This is a genomic window from Sorangium sp. So ce394 (assembly GCF_051474665.1).
Lineage (GTDB): Bacteria > Myxococcota_A > Polyangia > Polyangiales > Polyangiaceae > Sorangium > Sorangium cellulosum_D.
In genome coordinates this window covers 5,907,777-5,931,410 of sequence record NZ_CP150339.1, presented here as the reverse complement: position 1 = coordinate 5,931,410, position 23,634 = coordinate 5,907,777, and the positions used below count along the sequence as shown (strand labels likewise).

At 72.9% G+C, this 23,634-nt stretch carries 13 protein-coding genes and 3 tRNA genes; 8 read left to right on the top strand and 8 right to left on the bottom strand.

The window, feature by feature from the left end; translation table 11 throughout:
- Nucleotides 1–43 precede the first annotated feature (43 nt).
- The 3 genes from WMF33_RS21640 to WMF33_RS21630 are packed head-to-tail and all read left to right on the top strand — an operon-like array spanning nt 44 to nt 6,087.
- Nucleotides 44–3,502 carry a sulfatase-like hydrolase/transferase gene (locus WMF33_RS21640; protein WP_437338918.1) on the top strand — a complete coding sequence of 1,153 codons (3,459 nt, stop codon included), beginning with the start codon at nt 44–46 and terminating at the stop codon, nt 3,500–3,502.
- A 31-nt stretch (nt 3,503–3,533) separates the two neighbouring features.
- Nucleotides 3,534–4,829: a tetratricopeptide repeat protein gene (locus WMF33_RS21635; protein WP_437338917.1), complete on the top strand. Its 1,296-nt coding sequence runs from the start codon at nt 3,534–3,536 to the stop codon at nt 4,827–4,829.
- Nucleotides 4,816–6,087 carry an outer membrane protein assembly factor BamB family protein gene (locus WMF33_RS21630; protein ID WP_437338916.1) on the top strand — a complete coding sequence of 424 codons (1,272 nt, stop codon included), beginning with the start codon at nt 4,816–4,818 and terminating at the stop codon, nt 6,085–6,087. The genes WMF33_RS21635 and WMF33_RS21630 overlap by 14 nt, the downstream gene beginning before the upstream one ends.
- Before the next feature lie 503 nt (nt 6,088–6,590).
- Here the strand turns inward: WMF33_RS21630 and WMF33_RS21625 are convergent.
- Nucleotides 6,591–7,142 (bottom strand): GNAT family N-acetyltransferase, encoded by a 552-nt coding sequence (locus WMF33_RS21625; protein WP_437338915.1) that lies wholly within the window; start codon nt 7,140–7,142, stop codon nt 6,591–6,593.
- Between the two features lie 112 nt (nt 7,143–7,254).
- Nucleotides 7,255–8,907 carry a hypothetical protein gene (locus WMF33_RS21620; protein ID WP_437338914.1) on the bottom strand — a complete coding sequence of 551 codons (1,653 nt, stop codon included), beginning with the start codon at nt 8,905–8,907 and terminating at the stop codon, nt 7,255–7,257.
- A gap of 688 nt (nt 8,908–9,595) precedes the next feature.
- On the opposite strand from WMF33_RS21620, the gene WMF33_RS21615 reads away from it, so the two are divergent.
- The gene (locus tag WMF33_RS21615; RefSeq protein ID WP_437338913.1) at nt 9,596–11,020 is read left to right on the top strand and encodes a serine/threonine protein kinase; all 1,425 of its coding nucleotides are present in this window, start codon (nt 9,596–9,598) and stop codon (nt 11,018–11,020) included.
- A 56-nt stretch (nt 11,021–11,076) separates the two neighbouring features.
- Here the strand turns inward: WMF33_RS21615 and WMF33_RS21610 are convergent, their stop codons facing one another.
- From WMF33_RS21610 to WMF33_RS21600, 3 genes are all read right to left on the bottom strand, one after another.
- Nucleotides 11,077–11,841 (bottom strand): hypothetical protein, encoded by a 765-nt coding sequence (locus tag WMF33_RS21610; RefSeq protein ID WP_061626381.1) that lies wholly within the window; start codon nt 11,839–11,841, stop codon nt 11,077–11,079.
- Between the two features lie 233 nt (nt 11,842–12,074).
- Nucleotides 12,075–13,202: a carboxylate-amine ligase gene (locus WMF33_RS21605; RefSeq protein ID WP_437338912.1), complete on the bottom strand. Its 1,128-nt coding sequence runs from the start codon at nt 13,200–13,202 to the stop codon at nt 12,075–12,077.
- Complete coding sequence (locus WMF33_RS21600) at nt 13,199–14,182, bottom strand: ATP-grasp domain-containing protein (protein WP_437338911.1); 984 nt, start codon at nt 14,180–14,182, stop codon at nt 13,199–13,201. The genes WMF33_RS21605 and WMF33_RS21600 overlap by 4 nt, the downstream gene beginning before the upstream one ends.
- 376 nt (nt 14,183–14,558) lie before the next feature.
- On the opposite strand from WMF33_RS21600, the gene WMF33_RS21595 reads away from it, so the two are divergent.
- The 3 genes from WMF33_RS21595 to WMF33_RS21585 all read left to right on the top strand — a co-directional run bounded on the left by WMF33_RS21595 (nt 14,559) and on the right by WMF33_RS21585 (nt 14,965).
- Nucleotides 14,559–14,630 (top strand) — tRNA-Val (locus WMF33_RS21595).
- A gap of 43 nt (nt 14,631–14,673) precedes the next feature.
- Nucleotides 14,674–14,750: transfer RNA gene (locus tag WMF33_RS21590), tRNA-Asp, on the top strand.
- Nucleotides 14,751–14,888: 138 nt separating this feature from the next.
- Nucleotides 14,889–14,965: transfer RNA gene (locus WMF33_RS21585), tRNA-Asp, on the top strand.
- A gap of 223 nt (nt 14,966–15,188) precedes the next feature.
- On the opposite strand, the gene WMF33_RS21580 is transcribed toward WMF33_RS21585, so the two are convergent.
- Entirely contained in the window at nt 15,189–19,538 is a 4,350-nt protein-coding gene (locus tag WMF33_RS21580) for a PAS domain S-box protein (protein WP_437338910.1), read from the bottom strand.
- 315 nt (nt 19,539–19,853) lie between these two features.
- On the opposite strand from WMF33_RS21580, the gene WMF33_RS21575 reads away from it, so the two are divergent.
- Nucleotides 19,854–20,564: a PA14 domain-containing protein gene (locus WMF33_RS21575; RefSeq protein WP_437338909.1), complete on the top strand. Its 711-nt coding sequence runs from the start codon at nt 19,854–19,856 to the stop codon at nt 20,562–20,564.
- 27 nt (nt 20,565–20,591) lie between these two features.
- On the opposite strand, the gene WMF33_RS21570 is transcribed toward WMF33_RS21575, so the two are convergent.
- Together WMF33_RS21570 and WMF33_RS21565 are read right to left on the bottom strand one after the other, a co-directional pair.
- Nucleotides 20,592–22,130 (bottom strand): hypothetical protein, encoded by a 1,539-nt coding sequence (locus tag WMF33_RS21570; RefSeq protein ID WP_437338908.1) that lies wholly within the window; start codon nt 22,128–22,130, stop codon nt 20,592–20,594.
- A 117-nt stretch (nt 22,131–22,247) separates the two neighbouring features.
- Nucleotides 22,248–23,609 (bottom strand): TIGR03013 family XrtA/PEP-CTERM system glycosyltransferase, encoded by a 1,362-nt coding sequence (locus tag WMF33_RS21565; RefSeq protein ID WP_020736272.1) that lies wholly within the window; start codon nt 23,607–23,609, stop codon nt 22,248–22,250.
- Nucleotides 23,610–23,634: the final 25 nt, after the last annotated feature.

Here is a 23,634-nt window from a genome sequence, read left to right as displayed (position 1 = left end):
CCCGCGGGGCCATGGGGGCGCCGGCCGGCCTCCCGGGGGGTCCGTGCCCCCCGGTCGATTCGCCCACGGGAGCCGGCCTGACACGGCCGCCGCCGCGGACGGGCTCGCAGGCGCTGCGCCGGGAGCGCCCGGGCACCGGGCGCCGTCGGCGCCGCGGCTGCAGTCCGGGCCGGCGCGCGCGTCCACGCCGGCGCCGGCGCCTGGCCGCGCCACGTTCCCGAGCGGGAGCTCCGACGCCCCGCCGCGCAAGCTCGAGACCGAGATCGGGTGGCGCATGGCGGACGCCTACCTCGCGCTCGCGGCGCTCGCGCTCGCCGAGCTCCTGGTCGTCGGCGCCCTGCGGTGGCGCGAGCTGCTCGGGCCCTACGAGCTCGGCCGCGCCGTGCGCGACCTCCTGCCGCTCACGCTCGCGGCCGCGGCGCCGTGCGCCGCCGTCCTCGGCGCGGTGCTCGAGATCGCCATGCGCGCCGAGCGCCGGGGGTTCCGCGTCGCGGCGGCGCTGCTCGCCGGGGCGTTCGGCGGCGCGGTGGCCTTCGGGGTCTCGGCCGGGCGCATGTTCGAGGGCGGCCGGCGCGCGCCGTTCATCGCGGCGCTCGCGCTCCTCGGCGCCGGCGCGACCTTCGCGGCGGCGCCGCGCGTGGCGCGCGCCCTCAAGCGGGCGCGCGCCGCGGGGGCCGGCCGGTGGCTCGTCCTCGCGTCGGTCTGCGCGGTCGCCCTGCTCGAGGTCGCGAACGTGCGCGTCCTGCCGCGCCTCTACGCCGCCTTCCACCTCGGGCTCGCGGCGCTCACGCTCGTGGCGGCGACCTTCGCGACGCCGGCGCTGCCCACGCGGCCGTCCGGCCGGGGCGACGGGCGCGAGCGGCGCTCGCCGAGGCTCGTGCGCGCGGCGCTCGCCCTCGTCCTCTTCGCGTTCGGCGCCGCGCTCGCGCCGGGCGCGGCGGACCGGCTCGCGCTCGCGGACAACATCCGGCTCATCTACGCCTCGCACGGCCCGCTGCTCGGCCACGTCGTCGAGCTCGCCGCCGTGCTGTCGCCGCCCGAGCCGCTCGACGCCGCGCCGCTCGACGAGCGCGCGAGCGGCAACGCGATCGATCTGCGGGGGCGCGACGTCGTGCTGATCAGCATCGACGCCCTGCGCGCCGACCACGTGGGGGCGTACGGCTACGAGAGGAAGATCACGCCGAACCTCGATCGCCTCGCGGCCGAGGGCGTGCGCTTCGAGGCGGCGTACACGCCGACGCCGCACACGTCGTACGCGGTCTCGTCGCTCATGACGGGCAAGTACATCCGCCCGCTCGTGCTGCAGGGTCTCGGGGACGACTCCGAGACGTTCGCGCAGCACCTCCGCCGCTACGGCTACAAGACGGCGGGCTTCTACCCGCCGGCGGTGTTCTTCATCGACGGCGAGCGCTTCGGCGCGCTGCGCGATCGGGCGCTCGACTTCGAGTACCAGAAGATCGAGTTCGCGAGCGCCGCGCTCCGGCTGGAGCAGGTGCGGAGCTACCTCTCCGGCCTCGGATCGGAGCAGCGCGCGTTCATGTGGGTGCACCTCTTCGAGCCGCACGAGCCGTACGAGGCGCACCCGGAGCACCCGCTCGGCGATCGCGACATCGATCGCTACGACGCCGAGATCGCCGTGGCGGACGCGGGCGTCGGCGCGATCGTCGACGAGATCCGCAAGGAGCGGCCGGAGGCGGTGGTGATCGTCACCGCCGATCACGGCGAGGAGTTCGGCGAGCACGGCGGGCGCTACCACGGCACGACGGTGTACGAGGAGCAGGCGCGCGTGCCGCTCATCGTGAGCGCGCCCGGCCTGCTCTCGCCGCGCGTGGTGCGGGCGCCGGTGCAGCTCGTCGATCTGCTGCCCACGGTGCTCGCGGGGCTCGGCATCCCGCGGCCCGCGCGCGTGCGCGGCGCCGATCTCGGGCCGCTGCTCGCCGCCGGCGACGCGGCGGCCGAGCAGGGCAAGGCGGCGCCGCCGGGCGGGCCTCCCTCGCTCCCGGGCTTCGCGTTCGCCGAGACGGACACGCAGACGCTGCTCGCCAAGGGCACGCTGCGGCTCGTCTGCGCGCGCAAGATCGGCGCGTGCGCGCTCTACGACGTGGCGACCGATCCGCGCCAGCAGCAGGACATCTCCGCGCTGCGCCCCGCGGAGCTCGGCGCGATGCGGTCGGAGCTGCGCGCCGTCGAGGCGTCGCACGGGCGCTACGAGGTCCGCGGCCTGAGGAAGGAGGGCAAGGGCTGGCCCGACGCGCTCCGCCGCGGCATCGCGGGCGACGCCGACGCGGTGGTCGAGGTCGCGGCGCTGCTCGACGACGCCGACGTCGCGATCCGCCGCAAGGCGGGCGAGGTGCTCTTCGATCTGCGCCGCTCCGAGGCAGCGCCGTCGCTGCGGCTCGCGCTCGTGCGCGACGAGGACGACGAGGTGCGGCGGTGGGCGGCGCTCGCGCTCACGCGGCTCGGCGAGGGCGCGCCGCTGACGCGCGATCTCGTGGTCGATCCCGATCGCAAGTGGCGGCGCCTCGCGGCGCTCGCGCTCGCGGAGTCGGGCGATCGCCGCGGCGACGACGTGCTCGTCGCGTGGCTGCGGCAGGTGGTCCGCGGCCCGGAGCAGGACGGCGGCGAAGGCGCGGGCGAGGCGACGTCGTTCGAGCGGGCGCGCGAGATCGTCGACGCGCTCGCGAAGATCCGGGTGAAGGCCGCGCTGCCGCCGCTCATCGCCGCGCTCGGCGACGTGCGGCTGCGCCCGTACGCCGCCGCCGCGCTCGCGGCGATCGGCGAGGACGCCGCGCGGCCGGCGCTCGCCGAGCGGCTCGGCCAGGAGCCGTACCAGACGGCGCGCGTCGCGATCGCGGAGGCCCTCGTGAAGCTCGGCGCCGGCCCGGAGCTGCGGGCGCCGCTCCTGCGCATGCTCGGCACGCCGGATCCGCTGCCCGGCGGGCTCGGGCTGGCGCTCCGGGCCGACATCCTCGACCTGCTCGGCGGGCCGCGCGAGCGCGATCTCGGCCGCCTGCGCCGCTTCGCGAAGAGCGGGGTGGGGCTCGGCGTCGTGATCCCGAAGGCGGGCAACGGCAAGGGCGTGCGCGTCCTCTGCCGCGCGCGGACCGACGACGGCCGCCCCGGCGAGGTGCGCTTCGGCAGCCTCAGGCGCGGCGCGCGGCCGCCGAAGCGGGACGGCGCGTCGATCGTCCCGGCGAGCGCGCCGGAGCTCGACGCGGAGCGCGCGGTCACGCTCGCCATCCCGCCGGGGAGCGAGCCGACCGAGGCGTTCGCGACGCTGCCGCCCGCGACGGGCGCGCAGCCGGGCGCTTACGCCGATTTCGTGGTGTACGCGACCCAGAACGTCGAGGTGCAGGCGTGCGCCGTCGTGCCTCTGAGCGACGAGATTCCGCCCCCGCCGCCTGCGCCCTGGTCGCCCGGCGCAGCTGGCGGCGCCGGCGACGAGGCGGCGGCGCCGCCGCGCTCGGCGGACGAAGCGCCTGCGGCTCACCGGCCAGATTGACGCCGCAGGCGGCAAGACTAGAGTCCGCCGCGTGTCGGACAAGGACCGAGAGCAGGCCGAAGAGAAATCCGCGGGGAGTGACAAGGACGAAGCCACGCGGAGCGATGGCGACGAGGGCGGGGCTGCGGAGGCGGCCCCGGCGCGGCCGCCGCGCGGCGCTCCGGCGAGGGAGGCCGGCGCCGACGAGAGCGACGACGAGGCGGCGCAGCGCGTCGCCGAGGCGCTCGGCGTGGGCGAGCCGGAGGAGGCGCCCCCGGCGGAGGCTGCGAGCGACGAGGCGGCCCCGGCGGCGCCGAACCGCGCCGCCCGCCGCCGCGACGAGGCCACCGCGCGCCGCCGCAAGAAGAAGGCTGCCGGCGAGGAGCTGCCCAAGGACAAGAACGCCCGCGCGAAAGAGCTGCTCGCGCGCCGCCGGGAGCAGGCCGCGGGGCGCCGCCCTGTCCAGCTGCTGCCGGGCGAGATGGTCGAGGACGCGCTCAGCCGGATGACGACCGGCGCCGGCCGGTGGATCAAGAAGAACTTCCACGTCGTCCAGTGGGGCGTGCTGGCGGCGCTGGTCGCGACCGGCGGCGTGCTGTTCTACCTGTCGCGCACCGAAAAGAAGGACGCGGTCTCGACGTCGGCGCTCATGTCGGCCGTCGCCGCGGATCGGGGCAGGGTGCTCGCCGAGGACACGCGCAGCGAGGAGGAGAAGGAGTTCGACGTCACGAGGACCTTCAAGTCCGCGGGCGAGCGGTCGGACACCGCGCTCGCCGCGTACAACAAGGTCATCGACGACCACGGCGGCAGCGGCGCCGCGCTCCTGGCGAAGCTCGGGCAGGCCGGGGTGTTGCTCGACAAGAAGGACTACGACCGCGCGCTCGAAGCGTACAGCGCCGTGGTCTCGTCGCCGCTCGCGGGGGCGGATCCCGACGTGAAGGGCCGCGCCATCGAGGGCATCGGGTTCGCGCGGGAGGGCAAGGGCGACCTCGACGGCGCGCTCGCGTCGTTCAAGGAGCTCGAGGCGATCGACATGAAGGGCTACAAGGAGCTCGCGCTGTACCACCAGGCGCGGATCCACCTGGCCAAGGGCGACAGCGAGAAGGCGAAGGAGCTGCTCAAGAGCGCGCACGAGAAGCTCCAGGCTCCCTCGACCGAGGGCCGCTCCTTCCAGTTCCTCGAGGCCGTCGTCGAGGAGATGCTGCGCAAGATCGACCCGGCCGCCGTGCCGCCCCGCGCCGCGTTCGGCGGCCCGAAGGGCCAGACGATGACGCCGGAGGAGATCGAGCAGCTGCTCCGCCGCGCGCGCGAGAACGCGGAGAAGAAGGCGGGCGATGCGCCGCACTAGCCGCGCCGCGGGCGCTGTGCTCCTCGGGCTGGGCCTCGCGTCGCTCGGCGGCTGCGGCAACCTGGGCGTCGCCGCGGCGCCCGACGCGCCGCTCTGGCTGCACCATCCGGGGGGCGCGCTGGGCATCACGAAGCGCCGCGAGCTCACGGCCGAGGCGCGCAAGGTCGGCGAGGCTTACGAGCGCGGCCGCCCCGAGATCGACGCGGCGCACCGGCGCGTCTTCGTCGGGTCGAGCGATCACGGCCTGTACGCGGTGCGGGCCGACACGAGCGACGTCCTCTGGCGGTTCGAGACGCTCGGCCCTGTGCAGAGCGAGCCGCTCTACGACGCCGCGTCGGACGCGGTCTACTTCGGCTCGAACGACGGCGCGCTCTACAAGGTGCGCGCCTCGGATGGCCAGCTGGTCTACCGCTTCATGACCAACGCCAAGGTCGCGCGGCGGCCGGTGCTGCGCGACGGCGTGCTCTACGTGACGAACTCGAACGACACGCTGATCGCGCTCGACGCGGAGACGGGCGCGATGCGCTGGTATCAGCATCGGACGCCGGCGTTCGGGATGGAGATCTCCGGGCACGCCGGCCCGGCGCTCGGGCGGGACAAGGTCTACACCGCGTTCTCCGATGGGGTCGTGATGGCCTACGACCTCAAGAACGGGTCCGAGCAGTGGGCGCTCGTCGATCTGGCGGCCGAGGCCGAGCAGAGCGCGGGCGGTCAGACGCCGAAGTACCTCGATACGGACACCACGCCGGTCTTCGGCCAGATCGCCTCGGGTGACGTGGTCTTCGTGGCGGGCTACGCGGGCGGGGTGTTCGCGCTCGACGCCGAGAACGGGACCCGGGCCTGGGTGAACGAGGCGGCGGTCGGCGTCACCGAGCTCGTGCTGTGGCATCAGCCCGCGCACGCGCCGCGGAGCGGAGGCGGTCCGATCGTGCCCGAGCGGAAGGTGCTGCTCGCGTCGTCCGGCTTGACGGGCCTGTGGGCCTTGGACCCGGAGGATGGCCGTACGATCTGGCGGCGGGATTTGCCGGACGGGGGCATCTCGGCGCCGGTGCCGTTCGCGGGGGCGCTGCTGGTGACGACCACGCGCTACGGGATCTTCCTGTTCTCACCGCTGGACGGCGCGGTGATCGACGGCATCGAGACGGGGGGCGGCATCGCGATGACGCCGGCCGCGTACGGCCGGCGCGCGTTCGTGCTGACGAACGGCGGCGCGCTGCTCAGCCTCGACGTCGAGACGCCACCGCTTCCCAAAGGCTGAGCGGTCGTTCAGGCTCGAGCGCGGCGCTCTGGGGTCGAAGGGCCGGCAGGGCGCTCGGGTGCTGTAGGGCTGACCAGTGACGCGGCGCGTTGTGGCGCACGGGTGTCCTGGTGCGCTGGAGCGCCGACCCGGGTTGAGGTCGGCGGCGAGGCTGACCCGGGTTGAGGTCGAGGCGGCGAGGCCGACCTGGGTTGAGGTTGGCGGCGAAGCCGAAATCCACGCCAGGTGCCCGAAATCACCCGCAAAATCGAGCTCCAGCCCCCTGCCCTCAGGACCGTGGCCGGATCGCATAAGAAACATTATGTCAACTCGCGACGTCGGGCGTCTTGGCCGGCCGTCGACCGACCCCCGGCGGAGCGCAACCCGCCCGAACGAGCCCCCACCGGCGCACGCCGCCCCGCTCTGTACCGGCGAACCCGGCGGCCGCGACCCTCCCCACCGCGCCCCCGCCCGCCGGGCGCACCCCGCCTGCGACGGCCCTCCACCGGCCGCCGCCCGCAGCCTCAGCCGTCCGCGGCCGCCTCGTCCTCGTCCGGCGCTTCCGCGGCCTTCGGCGGGATCGCCGCCCAGAGCACGACCTCGCCGCTTCGGGTCAGCGGCCTTCCAGCGGTCTCCTGCTCGCTCCGCCACGCGCGGACCTTCGCGGGCGCGTCATCGCCGAGCTTCGCGAACCCCGCCTTCTTGGTGAACGCCTGGGCCCAGCTCGCCCGCTCCCTGACCCTAAGCACGATCTGTTCCATGCCGAGCTCCCGCGCCCGCTCGTGGAGCTCCGCCAGCAACCGCGTCGCGATGCCTCGCCGCTGGTGGTCCGGATGCACCGAGATCTCCGCCAGGTACGCGACCCCGGGCGCCTCGTCGCGCCACGCCAGGTAGCCGGCCACCTCGCCGTCCGCTTCCGCAACGCGCACGTCGTGCTGCCGCGTCAGCGCGATGATGTCGGCAACCGTCCGCGCCGGCACCTCCGCCGCGTCGAAGCCGATCTCGTGGTACATCGCCGTGCAGGCCTGCTCCGTCGCGGCGAGCGCGGGCAGCTGGGCCTCCTGCAGTCCTGTCACGCGGATGCGCTTCGGTGCCGTCCGTTCGTCATGCATCCCCGGAGGCTACCGCCATCGCCCGGGATGCCCCACTTCTTGCCGATCGCCCGCGCCGCCCGCGCGCCGCGGCACCTCAGCCGCGCAGCTGGAGCAGCCGCGCTATCGTCTCGCCGTCCCCGGGGCTCAGCGGGACGAGGATCCCGAGCGCCGCCCCCCGCGGCGGAGCGTTCCGCCCGTCCATCGGGACGAGACGGAGCTCCCCCGTGCTGGAGATGCCGATCACCGCGATCCGCAGCGCCGGCAGCGGCTCGATCTGCGACGCGGGCAGCCGCGGCGGCGGCGCCTGCCACTCGCCCTCGTAGGGCGGATCGCTCCACGCCGAGTCCACCGCCGCCCCCTCGGACGGCCGCGCCTGCATCGCCCCCGGAGGCCCCCCGGCCAGCGTCGGTTCCCCCTGCTGATCCCCAGAGGCAGCGCCCGCGTCCTCGTCGTCCGGCTCGGCCTCGGTCCAGTCGGCGCGATCCTCGGGCGCCTCGGGCGCATCCGCCGGAGCCGCGGCGGACGGCTCGCCGTCGCCCGCCTGCTCCAGGCCGAGCATCGGCGTCTCCTCGTCCAGGTCCTCGATCCGGTGCTCCATGAGCACCCGCTGCTCCTGCGCGGTCAGCGGCCGGCGCGTGGTGCCCTCGTCGTCCGACCAGAGCTGCGGGCGCCGCTCGGTCGCCTCCTGCGACGAGCTCGCGCCGAGCAGCGGGCTCGCCTGCCGCCGCGCCGCCGAGGCCACCGCGATGGCCGTCGGCACCGTCTCGCGCTGATCGGGCGGGGCCTCCCCGTCCGCCGCGAGCTGCTCCCCGGTCGTGCTCTGGGGCTCGGCGCGGGACGCGCCCTCCCCCGGCTCCTGGTCCGCCGACGCGCCCGCGACGGGGAGCTTGACCGCCGGGAACTCCTCGGTCACGGCCGTGGTCGACGATACCCGCGCGTGGGTCGGCCCCGTGAAGCTGGCGATCGGCCGCGCCTTGATCGCGGCAGGACGGCCGGCCGCCCCGGGCGCCTGCGGTCCGGCAGCGGGACGCCCCGGGAGCCCCGCCCCGGCGCCCGCCGCGCGCGCGGCGGGCGACAGCTGCGTCGGGGTCGCCTCGCGCACGGCCACGGACCTCGCCGCCCCGGGGTCGCGCCCCGCCCCGAGCGGCACCGCGCGGCCCAGCCCTCCGACGGGCCTGGGCGGCGGGCCGGCGTCGCGGGACGACGCCATCGCCGAGGTCATCGGCCCCGCCGGCGCATCGCCGGCAGGCGCGCGGACCGACGGCGACCGCTTCACGGCCGGCGACGCGGGGGCCGGCGGCACGCTCTGGCCGCTGCGCTCGCCCCGGCCCCCCTCCGCGCTCGGCGGTCGCGACGGCGCCGCGAGGGACCCGGCTCCCGACGCGCCCGGCCTCGGCGGCGGCGCGCTCGCCGTGGCAGGAGACGCGCCGGACGCCTGAGGCGGCGCGCTCAAGGGCGTCTTCGGCGCGCTCCCGATCGCCGGCGGCGAGTCCGTGGCCGTGGCCGAGCCCGGATCCTCCTCGGTCACCGCGATCTTCTGCGCCACCTCCGCGGCCGCCTTGAAGAGCTCGAGGGCGCGCAGGTCGGCGTTGGCATCCGAGGCCTGCTCCGCGGCGCGGCGCAGCCACCTCAGCGCTTCTTCACGCTCGCCGCGCCCCCACAGGGCGGTCGCGGTCGACAGCGCCCAGTGCACGTCTTCGTCGTCTTCGTCGTGCGGCGGCGGGATCGGGCGCAAATTGGCTTCCATGAGGCCTCGTCGAGCAGGTCGCTCCCCTGTACCACGACTCTCGCGCCCGCGTCTCCAGCCCGCTCTGGCGCACTCTTCGCTACGAATCATTCCTTTTCGCCCGGTGCCGTTCTCTTGCAGGCGCCCATCGATCGCCCCAGCGGCGCTCGCTGCATTCTTCCTGCCCGACCGTGCTCGCGTAGTATCTGCTGCGATGAGCCGACCTCGCGCCGCGCTCCTGCCGCCGCCGCTCGGCGCGGCCGCTTCACGCCCGCTCCGCGCCCGCGCTCGTGCGCCCCGGGCGCCGCGCGCAGCGCCGCCGGCCGCGGCGAGGAGGGCCGCGTCCGCGCGCGGCACGTCGCTGGGAAATGTCAAGCAGCCGCGCGCCGAGCGCGCCGCCACCGGGCGCCGCGGCCGCAGTTCCCGGAGCGGATCGCCGCGGTCATCGGCAAGGCCGCGGCGCCGATCCGGTACGAGAGCTTCGGCCCGGAAGCCGATGAGATCATTCCTCTCGGCCGCCGTCGCGCCCGAACTTGAGGTTCGTGTCCCCTTCGTGGCACCCTGGCTTCGCAGGACCTCCTTCGTGACGTGCGAGCGCGATGGCGCTGCGTCGCTCCGGCAGACGTCGAGGCTGCGTGCCTCCACGAACGTAAAGGCGGCACTCGAGCCCCACCCCTCCCAACTCCGCCTCCCCCTCTAGGACCACCGCGTGCAGATCTTGTCGGACCTCAAGCCTGGAGACACGCTGGGCCGCTACGAGATCCTCATGCCGGTCGCCCGTGGAGGGATGGCGGCCGTCTGGGCGGCGCGCCTCGTGGGCTCCCGCGGCTTCCAGAAGATCGTCGCCATCAAGACGATGCTGCCGGAGATCGGCAACGACCCGGCCTTCGAGGCGATGTTCCTCGACGAGGCGCGCCTCGCGTCCCGCATCCGGCACCCCCACGCGGTCGAGATCGTCGAGCTCGGCGACGAGAACGGCGTCCTCTACATCGTGATGGAGTGGGTCGACGGCGACACCATCTCCACGCTCAACAAGCAGGTCCGATCGACCGGCGGCGTCCCCCTGCCGATCCTCCTGCGCATCGCCTCGAGCATCTGCGCCGGCCTCCACGCCGCGCACGAGCTCCGCGACGACGAGGGGAAGCTCGTCGACCTCGTGCACCGCGACATCTCGCCGCAGAACGTCATGGTGTCGTACGACGGCATCGTAAAGATCGTCGATTTCGGCGTCGCCAAGGCCACGGGCCGGCTGCACGAGACGCGCGTCGTCGGCCAGCTCAAGGGCAAGATCCCGTACCTCTCTCCGGAGCAGCTCACCTCGGGCAAGGTCGATCGCCGCTCCGACATCTTCTCGCTCGGCGTCCTCCTCTACACCACCCTGAGCGGCTATCACCCGTTCCGCGGCCGGAGCGACGCCAAGACCATGGAGAACATCCTGCGGTTCGCCCCGGTCCCCCTCCGGGAGCTCGTGCCCGACGTCCCGTTCGACCTCGCGGTCGCCATCGAGCGCGCGCTGGCCAAGGATCCGGCGGACCGCTGGAACGACTGCGCGTCGTTCCAGCGCACGCTCGACCAGATCGCGATCGCGATCGGCACCCCGGTGACGGACGGCGACGTCGGCCGCTTCGTCCGCGAGACGCTCGGGGACATCGTTGCCGAGCGCCGGAAGAAGCTCGCGACCGCGATCCAGCTCGCGGACAGCCGCATGTCGGCGCGGGGGGAAGGCCGCACCGCGTCCTCGATCAGGGGCGACCGGCGCAAGCAGGCGCCCGCCGGGAACACGCCCCTCCCCGCCACCTTCGCGGGCATCCTGCCCGTCTCGCTCGAGGAGCCTCCCCCGAAGTCCTCGTCCCAGTCGCTGCCCGCGAGCCTCGCGCTGCCGGTCGCGTCCGCGCCTCCGGCCCTGGTCACCCCGGCGCCCCGCGCCCGGCGAAGGTGGCGCCGCCGCATCTCCCTGGCCCTGCTCCTGGTCCTGCTGCTCGTCACGGGCGCGGCGCTCGCCGCCCGCGCGGGCCTCCTGCCCGTTCCCGGCGAGGTGCACGATCTCCTGCGCGACGGGCGCTCGCTCCTGCGCAGCGCGCGCGAGCTGCTCCGCGGCTTGCTCGAGCGGCTGAGCGCCCTCCTCGCCGACTAGCTCCACGCTCGGCCGCGGCGGCCTCGCGCCGCGCGGTCAGCGCGGGTCGGCCGCGGTCACTTGATGCCGGCGGACGGCTCCGGCAGGCAGACGCCGAGCGTGCAGAGCAGGAGGTTGACGTCGCCGGCCGCGCAGTACACCTGCCGCGCGCAGTAATCGTCGTAACCGCAGAGCTGATGGCAGGACGCCTCGTTCCCGAGCGCGCCGGTGAACGTCATGCACGACCAGCCGCTCGAGAGCCACAGCCCCTCGGGCCGCTTCGTGTCGAAGAGGCACGCGTCGGCGCGCGTCTCCGGGTCGAACACCTCCGCGGTGCACGCCTCGCCCCCGGACAGCTTGCTCCGCGCGGCGGACATCGTGTTGAGCAGGTAGGTCACGTCGCACGTCTGCCCGGTGGCCGACTCCCTCACGACCCGGGCGCGCAGCTCGTCCTTCCTCGCCGCGTAGGCCCGCACGGCGCGGATCGCGCCCGTGACCTGGTTGTTGCCGCCGTCGGGCTTCGGCCCCTCGGTGAGCGCCGCGAGCACCCGCTCGGCCAGCTGCTCCGCCTCGGGATCGGCGCCCGCCGCGCCGTCCTTCGCGTAGCCGAGGCGGATGTACGAGGCGGGCGTGCGCGGCGTGCACGGCTTCGCGTGGGCCCAGAGCTCCTCGCTCACGATGGGCGGCCGCTTCGTCTCCGGCTGCTTGCAGACGCCCACCGAGCCGGGGGGCAGCGTGCCGGAGGCCCGCGGCGTCGGCTGCCCCGGACCTTCGTTGACGTACTCGGTCGACGCGCAGCCCGCGGCGCCCGCGGCGACAGACAGCGCGACCAGGCAGCCCACCGAGAGAGCGAAAGCAGAGCGGCGCGGAGCGATTCCCACGGCCGCACGGTAGCAGAGCCGGCGCGCGAGCAGAAATTCTCGCCGGGAGGCCCGCGGCGGCGGCGGTCGACGCCGGCTCCGCGGCGAGCCCGCCCCGAGGCGCGAGCCCGCCCCGAGGCTCCCGCGACCGGACCGAGAGGACCTCGCGGCGCCCTCCCGCGCCGCGGGCGATCCCCGCCGACCGGCGCCCGGGCCTACAGGCCGAGGTTGGACTGCTCGATCAGGTCGTCGACGACGGCCTCGAAGCTCTGCGTCCGGGCGTAGACCGCGAGCTGGCGATCGGCGCTCGTCCCCTCGTCGAGGATCGCCCGGATCCGCTCGAGCTCGCCCTGCGATCCGAAGATCTCCGCCGACTCCTGCACGAACTCGAGCAGCTCGCCGACGAGGAGGCGGACGGGGACCTGCTCCTGCTTGCCGAAGTCGATGAGCTGCCCGTCGATGCCGTAGCGCACGGCGCGCCACTTGTTCTCCTCGATGAGCTCCTGCCGGTACTCGCGGAACCCCAGGTTGCGCCGGTAGAGCAGGTAGAGCTTGCCCATGACGGCCTGGATGAGCGCCGCCAGCGCCACGGTGTCGTCGAGGCGCGTCGTCATGTCGCAGATCCGGACCTCGACCGTGTCGAAGAACGGGTGGGCGCGCACGTCCCACCAGATCTTCTTCGCGTTGTCGATGCAGCCCGTCTTCACGAGCAAGTCGACGAAGCGCTGGAAGTGGCCGTACGACTCGAAGCGCCCCGGGATGCCGGTGCGCGGGAAGCGCTTGAAGATCTCGCTGCGCGTGCTCTTCAGGCCCGAGGAGCGGCCGAGCCAGAACGGCGAGCTCGTCGACAGCGCGAGGATGTGCGGGAGGAAATAGCGGACCTGGTTCGCCAGGGCCATCGCCACCTCGCGGTCCTTGACGCCCACGTGCACGTGAAGCCCGAAGATGAGGTTCGCCCGGGCGACGTCCTGCAGGTCCTCCACGATGCCCCGGTAGCGCTCGCCGTCGGTGATCTCCTGCTTCTTCCAGTCGCTGAACGGGTGCGTTCCCGCCGCGACGATGCGCATCCCGCCTTGCCGCGCGAGCGCCCTGAGGCTGCCGCGCAGCTCGGCCAGCTCTTCCCTCGCCTGCCGGATATCCCGGCAGACGCCGGTGCCCGTCTCGACGACCGACTGGTGCATCTCCGGGCGGACCCGCTCGCGCAGGAGCTTGTGGCCCTGCCCCCCCTCGAGCAGCTGGCTCACGTACGACCGGAGCTCGCGCGTCTCGGCGTCGACGATCTGGAACTCCTCCTCGATGCCCAGCGTGAACTGGCCGTCGAGCAGCCCCAGGGCCGCGGTCACGACGAGGCCCCGAGCCGGACCTTCTGCACGGAAGGCCGCACGAGCCTCGACCACGCGTAGCCGTCGCGCGTCCGCCGGTCGCCGCGCGCGCACTCCACGGCGTACGCGACCATCCAGTCGACCGCGATGTTGAAGTAGCGCTCCCGCAGGTGCTCGATGTGCATGTCGGGCGCCGGGTTCGTGAAGTCGATCGCGTACGGCACCCCGTCCCGGATCGCGAACTCGACCGAGTTCATGTCGTAGCCGAGCGCCCTGTTGATCTTGATCGCGTCCTCGACGATGCGATCGTGGAGCGCCTTCGGGAGCCACCGCTCGTCGTCGTGCTGCACGTAGCAGCCGCGGAGCCCGGTCGGGCCGATCGCCTTGGGGTCGTACTGGATCGGGAGGATGCGATCCTTGCCGACGCAGATGCAGCGGACGTAGTCGTCGAAGTCGATGAACTCCTGCAGGGTCATGACGTTCTGCCCGGAGGCGTTGTAGGCGGCGAGCAGCTCCTCCTGGCTGCGCACCACCGACACGTCCTTCCAGCCGCCGCCGTCCGCGGGCTTGAGGATGGCCGGGAAGCGCACGTAGTCGATGATCGACTCCCAGTTGAGCGGGTACTCGAGGTTGCGGAGGCTGCGCTCCTTGACGATGGCCGGGATGTAGTCGCGCTGGGGCAGCATGACGGTGCGCGGCGTCGCGATCCCGATCTGCGACGCGAGCGAGTAGCCGAAGAACTTGTCGTCCGCGCTCCACCAGAACGGGTCGTTGATCACGAACGCCCCGCCGAGCGCCGCCGCCTTGAGGTGGAAGCGGTAGTGCTTCACCTCCTGGCTGATCCGGTCGATGAGCACCCGGTACGGGCTCTCGAAGCGCTCGGGCGTCCCGCCGATCTTCGCGATCTCCGCCCGGACGCCCGGCACCTTGTTGCACCTCTCGAGGAAGGCCTGCGGGAACGACTGCTCCCAGCCGACGAGGATGCCGATTTTCTCCGCCATACGTTGCTGTCTCCTCCCACCACACATGGTCGCGGCCACCGCCGCTGACGCACAGCGTAGCGCGGATACCCAGGAATTTTACGCTAGAAGTGTAGCGATGAGACGGCCGCGCGAGCCCGGTCAACGGCTCTGCCCGCCGGTCCGTCCGGTGCGATCGCGGCATGGCCGTGCTCGGCGGGACACAGAGACAGAGGAGGACGTCCGCCACCGGCGAGCGTGGCGCGCGCGGCGTGAAGAGCGCGCCACGCGTACGGCACGCGCTTGACGCGCAGCCCCAGGCGGAAAACCCCGGCCAGATCGGCCAGGGACGGAGGCCGTCCGAAAATAGATCTTGACGGAACCTGCTCGGCGAGTAGAGTCGCGCACCTCTCCGACGGGGCGGGTAGCTCAGCGGCAGAGCGTCGGCCTTACAAGCCGATGGTCGCAGGTTCGACCCCTGTCCCGCCCACTCCTGGGTCAAGGGCCTGGGCGAGCTGTGATGATGTCAGTCTGGGGTGGTAGTTAAGTTGGTTATAACGCCGGCCTGTCACGCCGGAGGCCGCGGGTTCGAGTCCCGTCCACCCCGCCAGCTTTCTTTTATATTTCCGAGTCGCCGCTTCCCTGAGCCTCCCTCGGTAGTTCCGTGTCGATCGATGCGGCGCTGCGAGGAAGATTGGCTCATGGGAGCCGGGCATCTGCCCGCACGGCGATCGGAACGCTGACATCTGGGGTGGTAGTTAAGTTGGTTATAACGCCGGCCTGTCACGCCGGAGGCCGCGGGTTCGAGTCCCGTCCACCCCGCCAGCACCGCATCGGAATCTTCGATGCCCGGCCGTCAGGCCGCTTTCTCCAGGGCCGCTCGACAGCCTGTTGAGCCCGTTGACCTGGCCGCGCGCCGTCACAGGCTGGGCCATCGCTGCGCCGCAGGCCCTGCGCTCGCCGCGCTGCCTCACCGCGCCGTAGGCCCTGCCCTCACCGCGCCGTAGGCCTGCCCTCGCCGCGCCGCTTCGCGCCGTAGGCCCTGCCCTCACCGCGCCATCACGCGCTGGATGGCCGCGTCGAGGTCGCGAAAGCTCACCGGCTTGATGAGGTGCTCCAGGAAGCCGGCGCGGATCGTCTTGCGGCGATCCTCCTCCATGCCGTAGCCGCTCAACGCGATGGCCTTGAGCTCGTGGCCGGCGGACCGGATCGACGCGATCAGGTCCGTGCCGCTGCCGTCGGGCAGCCCGAGGTCGCTCACGAGCAGATCGAACGCCTCCGCCCCGACCAGGTCGAGCGCGGCGCGCACGCTCCGGGCGATGCGCACCGTGTGGCCGGTCAGCGTGAGCAGCTCGCTCATCATCTCCGCCGTGTCCTCGTGGTCCTCCACGAGCAGGATGCGCAGCGCGCGCCTCGGCGCGGCCGTCCCGGCGGCCTTCGCCTGCGTCGGCGTGGCGGCCGCAGGCGGCCTCGCGGCGGGCAGGAGGACGCGGAAGGTCGCCCCGGCCCCCCGCCCAGGGCTCGACGCCGTGATCGTGCCGCCGTGCAGCTGCACGATCGCGCGCGAGATCGCGAGCCCGAGGCCGAGCCCGCCGAAGTGCCGCGTCGTGTCCGCGTTCCCCTGCTCGAAGGCGTCGAAGATCCGCGGCAGCACCTCGGGCTCGATGCCGACCCCCTGATCCCGCACCTCGATGACCACCTGCGCGGCCTCGTCATAGCAGCAGAGCTCGATCTGCGACCCGGGATAGCTGAACTTCACCGCGTTCTTCAGGAGGTTCCAGACCACCTGCTCCAGCCGGGCGACGTCCGCCGAGACCCAGTGCTCGCCGGGCGCGACGTCGAGCGTCAGCCGGATGCTCTTCGCGTCGACCTCGTCGGCGCAGATCTCCATCGCGTGCTCCAGCACCGTGCGCGCCGCGACCGTGTGCGTGACCAGCTCGAGCTTGCCTCGAACCACCCGCGTCAGGTCCAGGAGATCGTCGATGAGGCGCGCCTCGAGCTCGGCGTTGCGCTGGATCATCTCGACGCCCCGGCGGACCTCGTCGGGCAGGTCGTCGCGGCGGAGCAGCCGCGACGCGGCGGTGACCACCGGCGTGAGCGGCGTCCTGAGCTCGTGCGACAGGACGGCCAGGAACTGATCCTTCGTGCGGTTCGCGTGCTCCGCGGCCTCGCGCGCCGTGATGAGCTCCGCCTCGACCTCCTTGCGCCGCGTGATGTCCTGCACCACCGCCATCGTGTGGGTGATGCGGCCGCCCGCGTCCCGCACCGCCGTCACCGTGGTGCTCGCCCAGAGGCGCCTCGCGTCCCTCGTCACGTAGCGGTTCTCGAGCGCGAAGTCGCTGATCTCGCCGCGCAGCAGCCGCTCGTACCGATCGGCGACGGCGCTCGCGTCCTCCGGGGCCGTGACGTCGAGGAGCGCCTTGCCGAGGAGCTCCCTCGCCTCGTGCCCGAGCATGCCGGCGAACTTCCTGTTCACCCGCACGAAGCGGCCCGTGGCGGGCTCGCACTGGACCTTGCCGACCACGGCGCTCTCGAAGATCAGGCGGAAGTCCTCCTCGCTCGCGCGGAGCGCCTCCTCCGCGCGCTTGCGCCGCGTGATGTCGGTCAGCATCGCGGACGCCCCGATGATCGCGCCGCCGGCGTCGTGGATGGGCGCGACGCTGATCGAGACGTGGACCCGATCGCCGCCGCGCGCGATCCCCACCGTCTCCACGGGCTCCACCCGCTCGCCGCCGAGCACCCGATCGAGGACGGCCCGCATCTCGTCCGCGCGCTCGGGCGCGATGATGAGGTGCACGGGGCGGCCGGTCACGTCCCTCTCGCCGTAGCCGAACATCCGCTCCGCGGCCGCGTTCCAGCTCGTGATCGCCCCGTCGACCGCCGCGCCCAGGATCGCCTGCTCGGCCGACGCGACGATCGCGGCGAGCCGGCCGCGCTGCTCCTCGGCCTCCTTGACGCTCGTCACGTTCACGAGCGTGACGACCACGCCCGAGATGACGTTCGCCAGCGTGCGGTACGGCAGCACCCGCAGCATGTAGCAGCAGCGGCCGTCCTCGAGCTGCACCTCCCGCTCCTTCGGCGCGAGCGTCCGCAGCACGTCGCGCGCGTCCGCGACGAGCGAGGAGGCGTCGAAGCGCGCCGCGATGTCGAGGATGGATCGACCGATGTCGCCCTCGATCAGCCGGAAGACCTCCGTCGCCGCGGGCGTGAACCGCCGGATCCTGAGCTCGTCGTCGAGGAACACCGTCGGGATCTGGGTGCTGAGCAGGAGGTTCTGGAGGTCGTCGTTGGCCGCGTCGAGGGCCTCGATCTTCGACTTCAGCTCGCTGTTCAGCGTCTCGAACTCCTCGTTCAGGCTCTGGAGCTCCTCGTTCATGCTGAGGAGCTCCTCGTTCGAGCTCTTCAGCTCCTCGTTCGACGTCTCGAGCTCCTCGATCGTCGTCTGGAGGTGCTCCCGCGTGGCCTTGAGCTCGTGCTCGAGCTGGTCGACGAGCGACGCGCTCTCCCGCCGCGGGCCGGGCGGCGGCGCCTCGCCCCGCGCCGCCGGCCGGAGCTCGTCGAACACGACGACGAACAGGCCGAGGTCGTCCTCGAGGCCGCCGAGCGGCCGCACGACGAGGTTGAGGCGCTGCGTCCCCGCGATGGTCTCGACCGCGATGTTCTCGTGGACCACCTGCTCGCGCATCCTGACGGCGCGGTGCACGGCCGACCGCACCTCGGGGCGCAGCGCCCGCAGCACCATGTTCGAGACGTTGACGTCGAGCGCCCCCGTCGACGGCGCGAGGTACTTCCCCGTCTCGCCGGACAGGTACACGATGTCGCCCTGCTCGTTCACGACGACGCACGGCGGCCCATAGCGCTCGAGGAGGCACCGCTCGATGGTGCGCTCGATGCTCTGCTCGGCCGACCAGGCGCCGCGGCGCGCGAGCTCGCCCGCGCGCCCGTCCACCCCGGTCCGCTCGGCGAGCGGGAGCCGCGGCAGCGCGTGCCCGACGGCGCGCTTCTTCTGGAAGATCCGCCGCTTGCCGTCGATGGGGCGGAACAGGTCGCTCCGCTGCGACACGCTCTCCGAGGGGCCGAGGAGCAGGTAGCCGTCATCGACGAGCGCGTAGTGGAAGACCCCGAGCACCCGCCGCTGGAGCTCGCCCTCGAGGTAGATGAGGACGTTGCGGCATGAGATCAGATCGAGCCGCGAGAACGGCGGATCCCTGGTGAGATCGTGCCGGGAGAAGACGCAGACGTCGCGGATCGCCTTGGCGACCGAGCGGGCGCCGCCCTCCTCGGCGACGAGGAAGCGCGCGAGCCGGCCCGACGCGATGAGCTGCGTCGCCTCGCTCGGGTAGCGCCCCTGCCGGGCGATCTCGATGGCCTGGTCGTCCACGTCGGTGCCGAAGATCTGCACGCGCGGGGCCGCGGGCAGCTGCTCGACGTGCTCCATGAGGAGCATCGCGATCGTGTAGACCTCCTCGCCGGTGGCGCAGCCCGGCACCCAGACGCGGATCGGGCTGTCCGCCTCGCGCTCCGCGAAGAGCGCCGGCACGATCTCCTGCCGCACCGCCTCGAACGTCTCCGGATCGCGGAAGAACTCGGTCACGCCGATGAGGAGATCGCGGACGAGCTGCGTCGGCTCGTCCGCCTCCCGCCGGAGCAGCGCCATGTAGTCGGCGATCGAGGTCGCCCGCAGCACCTGGGCCCGGTGCTGCACCCGCCGGACCAGCGTGGTCCGCTTGTACTGGCGGAAGTCGTGCCCCGTGCGCTCGAGGAGCAGCGCGCAGATCTCCGGCAGCCGCGCGGCGATCTCCTCGACGAGGTCCGCGCGATCCCCCTCCGCGGGCAGGCGCCGCGCGTACTCGAGCAGCGCGGCGGGGATGTCGCGGAGGGCGAGCACGTAGTTGACGAGCCCGGTGTCGATCGCGTGCCGCGGCATCTCCGGGTGAGCGGCGGTCGCGGGGTGCTGCGCGATCGTGAGCCCGCCGTGCTCTCGGACGACCTTGAGCCCGCTCATGCCGTCGTGCCCCGAGCCGGAGAGCACCACCGCCACCGCCCGCTGCTTCGCCTCTTCGGCGAGCGACCGGAGCAGCGCGTCCATCGCCGCGCGGTGCCCGCGCGGCTCCGCGAGGCGGCTCAGCCGGAAGACGCCGTCCTGGATCGTCGCCGTGGCGTGCGAGGGGGTGACGTAGACGTGGCTCGGCTGGATCGGCAGCCCGTCCGTCGCCTCCAGCACGGGCATGCCCGTGTGGGCGGCGAGCAGCTGCGACATCACGCCCGCGTTGTGCGGCTCGAGGTGCACGAGCACGAAGGCGAACCCGCTGTCGGGCGGTATCGCCGAGAGGAAGGCCCTGAAGGCCTCCAGGCCCCCCGCCGACGCCCCGAGCGCGACGACGAGGCTGTCGGCCAACCGTGTTCGCTGGGGCGACGGGACCCCCGTCGCGGCATCGCGGCTCTCACCGTCGCTTCGCATCAAAGCCCCTGACGCTTAGTACACGTCTGGGACAACAGCCAGCGAACGTCGGCGCGAAGCGCGGCCGGGAGCGCCATAAGGATCTACCCGACCGCCATATCCAGGTGCGCCACCTCCTGGGAGCGCTCGTGGCTCGGTCGTCACACGTCGTCTCCGCGGGCGCGAATGCGACGCTTGTCCTTGACAAATCGCATCATCTCCGCGTGCATAGCCGCCGAGCGGCCGGACCGGCCGCGGAGACACGGAGCGCTTATGAGTCGATTTCTACTCTGGTGGAGGGCGACGTCCGTCACGGTGAAGGCGGCGGCGGCGTGCGCCGTGGTGGGCGCCCTGGGCGCCGCGGTGCTCGTCGGGCGCTGCGCCGTGACGACGCAGGCGGAGCCGCCGCGGGCCGGGCCGGTCCTCGTGAGCGGCGCGGTGGTCACGATCGACGCGGTGCCCGCCGCGCCGCCGGGGGTCGTCGTGGTCGGGCAGGCGACGGACTTCGGCGGGCCCGAGACCGCGGGGGTGAACGCGCTGCGCGGCCTCGTGTACTTCGTGCCGAACGGCACGTCGCACCTCCTGAACACCGCCTCGCTGAGCCCGGTCGCGGTCCTCTACACGCCGCGGCTCGATATCTCGCCGCGGTCCTGGCAGAGCGGCTTCCCGGGCGTGCCCGGCGGACGCAACGAGTGGTTCCAGATCTCGTACGAGGGAGAGTTCGTGACCTCGCGCAGCGGAGCGCACCAGTTCGAGCTGCTCTCCGACGACGGCTCCAGGCTCTTCATCGACGACCGGGTGGTGGTCGAGAACGACGGCCGGCACGAGCCGCAGAGCGCGCAGGGCGCGGTGATGCTGGAGCCGGGGAAGCACCGGATCCGGCTCGGCTATTTCCAGGGGCCGCGCTTCGAGATCGCGCTGCAGCTCTTCGTGACGCCCCCGCAGGGCGGCCGGCAGATCCTCGACATCTCCCGGGTGCTCTGAGCGCGGCGCGCGCGGCGGCCGCGCCCCTCAGCCGCCGCGCTGCGCGAGCGCGAGCAGCGCCTTGACCTTTGCGTACGAGACGTAGGGGTTGTCCTCGGTGCCCCCGAGATCGTCGCTGTCCTCGCCGGTCCCCTGGGCCCGGACCGGCATCCACGCGTAGTCGGGGTGGAGCTCCTTGCCGTTGATCCCGTTGACGATCGACGGGTTCTTGATCCACTCCCCCCCGAGGATCGTGAGATCGCTGTCGAGCTCGAGCACGTAGTGCAGCTCCGAGACGGAGAGCGGGACGTCGCGCTGGGCGGGCGGGAGGAGCAGCGTCTCGCCGGTGACCGAATCGGAGATCATCCAGAAGCGCGCGGCCACGCGGACGAAGCGCCTCGCGGCCGGGTTCATCCGGTAGCTGTAACAGTCGGCGCCCATGTACGCGCCGCCGCACAGGAGCCGCGCGGCGTCTTGCGGGCCGATCTCCTCGATGGTGTCGATCGAGAACTGTTTCACGGGGAAGCTCCACACCTCCGCGTCCCAGGTGTGGTCGACGATGAACATGAGCCGCTGTTTCTGGGTCGACTCGCCGGAGAGCGGCTTCGCGCCGACCCCGAGCAACCCGGTCATGGCGACGTGCATCGTGGCGGGGTTGAGGTCGCGGCAGGCGGGGTCGAGCGGCCTGCCGTAGATGTCGCGCGCCGTCCGATCCGCCCGCGTCTCGCAGCGGCGCCCCGAGAAGGTCACCGCGTCGCTGAAGTAGACCTCGCTCATGAGCGCCTCGATGTCCGCCATGCGGAACAGGACGCACCCGGTCTCCGCCGCGGCGCACTCGGTCACCTTGGAGTCGACGAGCTTCACCCGGACGTCGCGGCGCGGCCCGGCGCCCTCGGCGGCGACGTACGCCGACCACCCGTTGCAGTGCCCCCACCAGTACTCCGGATAGATCCCCTGGTAGAGCCCGTGATGCTGCAGCTCCCAGCGCGTCGCCGGACCGGCCACGACCACCGCCGGCTGGATGTAGGGCGGGTTGCGCAGGTACGGGGGCCTCCGGAGGTCGTCCGCGCTCCACGTGGCGATGCTCGCGAGCGACTCCATCTGTCCCGGGTGGAAGAGAACGTCGTATTTCTCGACGGGAGAGAGGTTGTCCGGGTCGGAGGTCCGATCGGAGTAGTTCTTGAACATCGAGTTCCAGCGGTCGGCGATGCCGTTCTGCCGCTGGGGCCACCAGTTCGAGGGGAACGCGCTCGACTGCGCCTCGCCTTGCAGCAGCGTCGTGTCGAGCCGGAGCCGGGCGCCCTGGAGATCGGGGTGCAGGTGCGAGGGCAGGTTGGCGCCGTCGATCGCCTCGCGGCCGCCGGTCGTGGGGATGAGCAGCTGGTGGGCGCCGCCGAGGATCTGGCCGGTCTCGGGCGTGTAGCCGAGCACGTAGGGCACGGGCCCACCCTCGATGAAGCGGAAGGCGGGGCCGTTCACGCTGCTCTGCGCGGCGGCGACGCGCTCGTCCGGCGCCCGGTCGAGCTCCGCGCAGCCCAGGAGCAGAAACACCGAGCTCACGATGCCCGCCTTCATCCGCGTCTTCATCGCTGATCCCCCCGGAGACCGACGCTCGCCGATCCCTCGGGCGTTCTCTGCAGAGGCCGCGCCACCGGGCGCGTCGTTAAAGAGCGCAGCCATTGCACGCGTCGGCAGCCGGAGCATTCACCGTGCGCCGATGCGCCAGAGCACGACCTTCACGGTGTCGATGAGGATGGAGATATCGAACCAGAGCGAGAAGCTCTTCATGTAATAGAGATCGTACTGGAGCTTCTCCAGCGCGTCCTCGGCGGACGCGCCGTAACGGCAGCGCACCTGTGCGTGCCCCGTCACGCCCGGCTTCACGCAGAGCCGCTGCCGGAAGAAGGGGATCTGCTTCTCCAGCGCCTCGATGAACTCGGGGCGCTCGGGCCGCGGCCCCACCATGCTCATCTCGCCGACGAGCACGTTCCAGAGCTGAGGCAGCTCGTCGAGCCGCGTCTTCCGGATGAACCGCCCGACCCGGGTCACGCGCGGATCGTTCTCGATGGCCCACGCGGCCCCGTTCTTCTCGGCGTCGGTCCGCATCGACCGGAATTTGTGGATGCGGAACGGCTTCCCGAGGGCGCCTGTCCGGATCTGCGAATAGAGCGCCGGTCCCCTGGAGTCGACCTTCACCGCGATGGCCGTGAGCGCCATCAGCGGCAATGCGAGCACGAGCCCGGCGCTCGCGCATACGACGTCGAAGAGCCGCTTCGCGACCAGCGTCCGCCGCCGCACGCGGAAGCCGTGAGAGAAGATGATCTGGCTCGGCTTCAGCTCGCGCACGCAGATCTTGCCGGTCACGCGCTCGTAGAAATCCATGCCCTCCTCGATCTGGACGCCGCGGAACTTCAGATCGAGCAGCTCCTCCAGCGGGAAGGCGGCGCGCCGATCGGGGATCGCCACGATCACCACCGCGACGCCGCGCTGCTCGACGAGGCGCCGGAGATCCCGGGTCCTGCCCGCGATCTCGGGATCGTCGATCGGCTCTTCGTCCCTGACGAGCCGGCCGGCGAGGCGCAGCCCGAGGACGTCTCCGTCTTTCCGGATGAGGGACGCGCACGTGCGGGCGAGCTCGCCCGACCCCAGCACGACCGCCAGCGTGGAGAAGCTCTCGCTGCTCAGCACCCGATTGCACGCCGCGCGCCACGCCGGGAGCACGATCGCCGCTGCCCCGAGCGACGTCAGGAGCACCCGGTCGCCGAGCTCCGCGTCCGGCACGAGCCAGAACGCGAGCCACAGCACCGCCGCCGCCATGCCGAGCGCCCGGAACATCGTCAGGAACAGCGCGCGCGCCCTGGGCGGCTCCGGCCCGTACAGGCCGTGATAGTAGAGCGACGCCAGCGCGACCAGCGAGATGCTCAGCGTCTGCCCGAAGCGCTCTCCGTCGAGCGCGTGCTCCCAGCCCACGAGCACGCCCGGCGCGCAACACACCAGGAGCGAGAGCAGGCTGGCCTCGACAAACCACACCATGGCCCGGCGCGGCGACCGGAACAGCTCCAGCATCGTCCCTCCCCACTCGTCTAGCCCA